General features: G+C 72.7%; 5 protein-coding genes. 3 read left to right on the forward strand and 2 right to left on the reverse strand.

Going from position 1 to position 4,117, the window contains the following annotated elements; genetic code table 11:
- The coding region (locus AC08OV_RS23820) for a glycosyltransferase 87 family protein (protein WP_476620354.1) at nt 1-708 on the reverse strand (708 nt) is incomplete at its 3' end.
- 197 nt (nt 709-905) lie between these two features.
- On the opposite strand from AC08OV_RS23820, the gene AC08OV_RS23825 reads away from it, so the two are divergent.
- Nucleotides 906-2,162: a Glu/Leu/Phe/Val family dehydrogenase gene (locus tag AC08OV_RS23825; RefSeq protein WP_476615962.1), complete on the forward strand. Its 1,257-nt coding sequence runs from the start codon at nt 906-908 to the stop codon at nt 2,160-2,162.
- A gap of 20 nt (nt 2,163-2,182) precedes the next feature.
- On the opposite strand, the gene AC08OV_RS23830 is transcribed toward AC08OV_RS23825, so the two are convergent.
- On the reverse strand, nt 2,183-2,686 hold the full coding sequence (locus tag AC08OV_RS23830) for an RNHCP domain-containing protein (RefSeq protein WP_476620355.1): 504 nt from the start codon (nt 2,684-2,686) through the stop codon (nt 2,183-2,185).
- Nucleotides 2,687-3,112: 426 nt separating this feature from the next.
- Here AC08OV_RS23830 and AC08OV_RS23835 point away from each other — a divergent pair, with 426 nt between their 5' ends.
- A complete protein-coding gene (locus AC08OV_RS23835; protein ID WP_476620356.1) occupies nt 3,113-3,337 on the forward strand; it encodes a DUF3263 domain-containing protein in 225 nt (74 codons plus the stop codon).
- Between the two features lie 8 nt (nt 3,338-3,345).
- A complete protein-coding gene (locus AC08OV_RS23840) occupies nt 3,346-4,017 on the forward strand; it encodes a LytR C-terminal domain-containing protein (protein WP_476620357.1) in 672 nt (223 codons plus the stop codon).
- Nucleotides 4,018-4,117: the final 100 nt, after the last annotated feature.

Here is a 4,117-nt window from a genome sequence, read left to right on the forward strand (position 1 = left end):
CCCCCGGCCGGGGGGCCGGCCGGGGGACCGATCGGGGGGCGCCGACCGACCCGGGGACCGGAGCGGCGGACGGGACAGGGCGATCAGCAGCAGGACCGGCCAGATCTTGAGCAGCGCACCCGCGGCGAGATGAAATCCCGCCCGGCCGGACCGGCCCGCGGCGAGCGCGAGCACGGCCGCGACCGCCGCCGCGGCCGGCAGCAGATCGAAACGGGCCAGCGCCACCGGTCCCAGCGCGGTGAGACCGGCCACCCAAAACCCTGCCGCCGGGACCGAGCGACGCACCAGCGCGGCGGTCAGGACGGCGTCGACGGCCACCATCATCCCAATGAACACCGCTCGATAGGGCAATCCCAGATAGGCGTGAGTTACGTCGGGCAACACGAACGCAACTGCCGCGCCCGGCGGATACTGCCAGCGGTCGTCACCGGTGGGCATCCCCTCGCCGCGACCGAGCCCGCGGCCCCACTCCGCATAGATGTGTAGATCGCCGAGCACGCTCTGCTGCATGCCGAACGCCTGGTCGGTCACCACCAGGATGACGAGGACGGCACGGCTGACCAGCCACCATGCCCAGAGGCGCCGGGCTGACCGGTCGGGAGTGCCGGCTCCGGGGCGGGCGAGCGCGGCCAGCCGTCCGGGTGCGGACAAAGCCGGCCCCCCGGCGCGCCGCGGCACCGGGAGGCGGCTCGACGGGTCCGCGCGCACGCTCGCGACCGTACCCGGAGGTGCCTGGTGGGCGATGGCGCGCCCTGCGCGCACCCGACAGACGGCATCTCCCGTCACCTATTGTTTGCGCCATATCGAGTCACCACCGCGGCGCGCAACGGAGCGCGCCGTGGCCGGCGGACCGGGCGGCGCGTTCGGCGGCGAAGGGTGGCTCGAAACGCGCCGCGGAGGTGCCTGTGATCCTCGGATCCGGCTCAGCATGGGACACGGCCTGCGTTCAACTGGCGAACGCGGCTCGTCATCTGGGCCTTGACGACGGTATGCACGACCTGCTCCGCACGCCCCGCCGGGCGATCACCGTCAGCGTTCCGCTACAGCGCGACGACGGTCAGCTGACCGTGCTGACCGGCTATCGCGTCCAGCACAACCTCGCCCGTGGCCCGGGCAAGGGGGGGATCCGCTTCCACCCCACCACCGACCTCGACGAGGTCAAGGCGCTGGCGATGTGGATGACCTGGAAGTGCGCGCTGATGGGGATCCCCTACGGCGGGGCCAAGGGCGGCATCGCGGTGGAACCGGCGATGCTCTCCCTACCGGAACGCGAACGCCTGACCCGGCGCTACGCCGCCGAACTCGTCCCGTTGATCGGACCGGAGAAGGACATCCCGGCACCGGATGTGGGCACCGACGAGCAGACCATGGCCTGGATCATGGATACCTACTCGGCGCACACCGGGTACACCGCCACCGGCGTGGTAACCGGCAAGCCGCTGTCCATCGGCGGTTCCGCCGGTCGGGCCGGGGCGACCAGCCTGGGGGTGCAGCTTTCGGTGTTCGCCGCGCTGCGCGAGACCGGGCGCGACCCGCACGCGATGACAATCGCGGTCCAAGGCTTCGGCAAGGTGGGGGCGCTCGCGGCCCAGTACCTGCACGACGCCGGTTGCACTGTGGTCGCGGTCTCGGACGCGAAGGGCGGGATCTACAACCCGCAGGGACTCAACCCGGCCGCCCTCATCCGCTATCTCGCCGACGGCGCGGAGACGGTCGTCGGCTACCCGGGAACCGACACGATCACCAACGACGAGCTCCTGGAGCTCGACGTCGACGTGCTCGTCCCCGCGGCGCTGGAGGGCGTCATCACGGTCGAGAACGTCGACCGGGTCCGCGCGCCGATCATCGTCGAGGGCGCCAACGGCCCGGTGACCGCCGAGGCCGACCAGGTCCTGGACGACCGGGGCGTCCTGGTGGTGCCGGACATCCTCGCCAACGGCGGCGGGGTGGCGGTCTCGTACTTCGAGTGGGTGCAGGACATCCAGGCGTATTTCTGGTCCGAGGACGAGGTCAACGACCGGCTCCGGGCGCTGATGGACCGCGCGTACCGCGAGGTCTCCCTGCTGGCCACGACCCAGAAGATCAGCATGCGCAGCGCCGCGCACGTCATCGGGGTCGGCCGGGTGGCCGACGCCCACCAGACCCGGGGTCTGTATCCCTGACCGGCAGCCCTGACCGGCGGTCATGAGCGCCGCGCGCGCCCCGGGCGGCGCGGCGGTCGCGCCCCGGGGCCCGGCAGCCCTGGGGCCGGCAGCCCTGGGGCCGGCAGCCCTGGGGCCGGCAGCCCTGGGGCCGGCAGCCCTGGGGCCGGCAGCCCTGGGGCCGGCAGCCCTGGGGCCGGCAGCCCTGGGGCCGTCGCCGCCTGCGCGACCGCGGCGGCGACCGCCAGCAGCGTGTCGCGATCGTCCGCCGGAGCGGACCGGTTGCGGCGCCGATGCCCACACCGCTCGCAGACGTGCGTGATGACCAGATCGTGCGTACGGCTCTCCACCGCGACCGGCCGCATCACACCGCCGCACCGCGCCGCCCGATCGCCGGGGTTGACGTCGACGTGCCGCGACGACAGACAGGACGGGCAGTGGTTGGTGTACCCGTCACCACGCACGGCCGTCCCGCAGACCAGGCAGACGAAGTCCTCGGTGGTGCGGGTGAAGCGCCGGCTCACCGGCCAAGAGTAGGTCACCACACGGCGTGCCCCGCCTGCCCGGAGGCCAATCGGTGCCAATCGGTGCCAATGGCAGCCAATCGGGGCGCTCTGACCTGGCCGGAACTCTGACCTGGCCGGGACCAGGTGGGGGCCTCCCGCGAGCGTCTCATCAGATCCGCGTCGGGCGGCCGGACCGCGGGCGGGACGTGTGTCGCCAGAGACGCCGAGGATGTCGGACCCACGGGGTGAAATAGTGGGCGGCGCACCATACCGGGCGTGGTACGTCGGCGCACCATCGCGCCCATCGCCCCGGATGCGTCCCGAGGAGGTCCCGCTGTGGAGGCAGCACACCCTCTGCCGCCCGAGAGCCTGCCGCCCGAGAAACCAGCGCCCGAGAAACCAGCGCCCGAGAAACCAGCGCGGGCGGACGTCCCACCCAACGAACTGTCCGATCGCGATCGTCGCATGTTGCGCTTCGAGCAGGGTTGGTGGCGCCACCCGGGAGCCAAGGAGGAGGCGATCCGGGCCGAGTTCGAGCTGTCATCAACACGCTACTACCAGTTGTTAAACCGGCTGATCGATTCGGAAGCCGCGCTGATAGCCGATCCGATGCTGGTCCGCCGGCTGCGCCGGCTGCGGGAGCAACGCCGGGCGGCCCGATCCGGCCGACGTGACCGGGCCGAGGGGTAAGACCACGCATGACACCTGCCACGAACGCACCGCCGCGGCGTCCCCACCGGCGGCGCCCGGACCGGCTCCACACCCTCGGCGCGGGCGTCGTCGCGGTTCTCGCCGTACTCGCGGGCATCCTGGTGGTCAATCTGCTGAACGGCCCGTCCGACGCGGACGGCTCCACCACCCAGGTCGCGGCCCCGACGCACTCGGCGCGGCCGGGCACGGACCAAGCCGGCGGCGGCCGGACCACTCCGGCCCCGTCGCCGCACCGCGCGGCGGCCACGTCCCCGGTCCCCGGCCCGGGGGCCACGAAGACGGCGCCGGCGTCCCTGGAACCGACGCCGGCGCCGTCCGCGTCCACCGCGACGAAGCCGCCGGCCCCGCCGGGACCGAAGGCCACGGCCCCGGTGGTCGTCCTGAACAACTCGCGGGTCGCCGGGCTCGCCGAGGTGGCCGCCAAGCAGGTCGAGTCGGCCGGGTTCCGGGTCGAGCGGGTGGGCAACTACCAGTCGATCTACAACGTCCCGGTGACGACGGTCTTCTACGACGACGCCGACGCCGACGCCGCCCGCGCCCTGAAGGAGGCGATGCCGGGCATCGAGAGCATCGTGCCCCAGTCGAAGACCAGAATCGTCTCCACCGACGCACTGATCCTGGTGATCACCCGCGACTTCCCCGCCCGCCCGGAAAAATGATCACTTGACCGCCGCGCCACGCTCCTCACCGGCGCCCGACCACCTCGCCCCGTGACCGAGGAAGGCCCAGTGACCGAATCCGCGCCACACAGCCCACCCG

The sequence above is a fragment of the Frankia sp. CeTa3Moorea genome (genome assembly GCF_978021225.1).

What these genes read in the sequence shown, in the direction of transcription:
- AC08OV_RS23835 (WP_476620356.1), top strand. Translation starts at nt 3,113, where the DNA reads ATGTTGCGCTTCGAGCAGGGTTGGTGGCGCCACCCGGGAGCCAAGGAG.
- AC08OV_RS23840 (WP_476620357.1), top strand. Translation starts at nt 3,346, where the DNA reads ATGACACCTGCCACGAACGCACCGCCGCGGCGTCCCCACCGGCGGCGC.